Consider the following 1,182-nt stretch of genomic DNA (forward strand, 5'->3'; position numbering starts at 1 on the left):
ACAGGTCCAAGGTTGCCTTGAATATTTTTCATCAGGCAAGGAGATAAATTGACCTTATAGATAATTGTGAAGGGGGCAAAGCCATGAAAAAATTTTTTTATAATAAATTAGCACAGTTATTGAAGATAAATGGGGAAGCGTATGTTATTACAATAATGTGTGGCACATACAATGGGAAAGGTATTACGGGAGAAAAGCTCGTAAAGAGCAAAGATACTATATTCATTGAGAGTGAAAGTATTTCAGAGTTTTGGAAAGAAATTTTAAATGATGTTGATTTAAATAAAGGAACACATACAGCAGTATTAGACCATGAGACGGAAGTATTTATAGAATATATTTTGGATAAACCTAATCTGGTTATTTGTGGTGGAGGACATATTGCCCTGCCTTTATGTAATATAGGAAAGATGCTTGAGTTTAAGACAATTATAATTGACGATAGAATTGAGTTTGCAAATGCTGAAAGATTTCCTATGGCAGATCGAGTTTTATGTAAAGATTTCAATGAAGCAATAGAAGAAGTAAAACCTAATAGGAGTACTTATTTTGTTATTGTTACGAGAGGGCATAAAGACGATAGGAAATGTTTAGAAAAGATATTAACAAAGGATTTCTTTTATGTTGGAATGATTGGCAGCAAGGGTAAGGTTGCCTTTGTCATTAATAACATGCTGGAAAATGGATATACAAAAGAACAGATCGAAAAGGTGCATACACCAATTGGTCTTAATATCGGGGGACAGACTCCAGCAGAGATAGCTGTAAGTATTGCTGGGGAAATGATCTTAGAAAAGAATAAAATAGAAGCCGGAAATATAGAAGAAGATATTTTAGATTCAATTTGTAATAGAAAAGAACCTATGGTGCTTGCAACGATAATTGAAAAGCAAGGTTCATCTCCTAGAGGAGTTGGAACTAAGATGCTCATATATGAAAATAGAGAATTTAGTGGAACCATAGGTGGAGGAAGTGTAGAAAATGCTGTTTATGAATTAGCAATAGACCTTATTAAAAGGAAAGAGTCATTTGTAGAAAGTTATAATCTATCAAATTCAGCAGCATCAAAGCTCGGGATGGTTTGTGGAGGAACTATAAAAGTTTTATTTGAGTATATAGATATCTAACTTTAAAATTAAACTTATGTGGTAGCTTACCGAAATCACATACATTTTTATTCCA

General features: G+C 32.9%; 1 protein-coding gene. It reads left to right on the top strand.

The window, feature by feature from the left end; all coding sequences use genetic code 11:
* The first annotated feature begins 83 nt into the window (after positions 1–83).
* The gene (locus CLOBL_RS27225; RefSeq protein WP_077861843.1) at positions 84–1,127 is read left to right on the top strand and encodes an XdhC/CoxI family protein; all 1,044 of its coding nucleotides are present in this window, start codon (positions 84–86) and stop codon (positions 1,125–1,127) included.
* Positions 1,128–1,182 lie beyond the last annotated feature (55 nt).

Origin of the sequence: Clostridium sp. BL-8, from assembly GCF_002006495.1 — a bacterium.
GTDB lineage: Bacteria > Bacillota > Clostridia > Clostridiales > Clostridiaceae > Clostridium.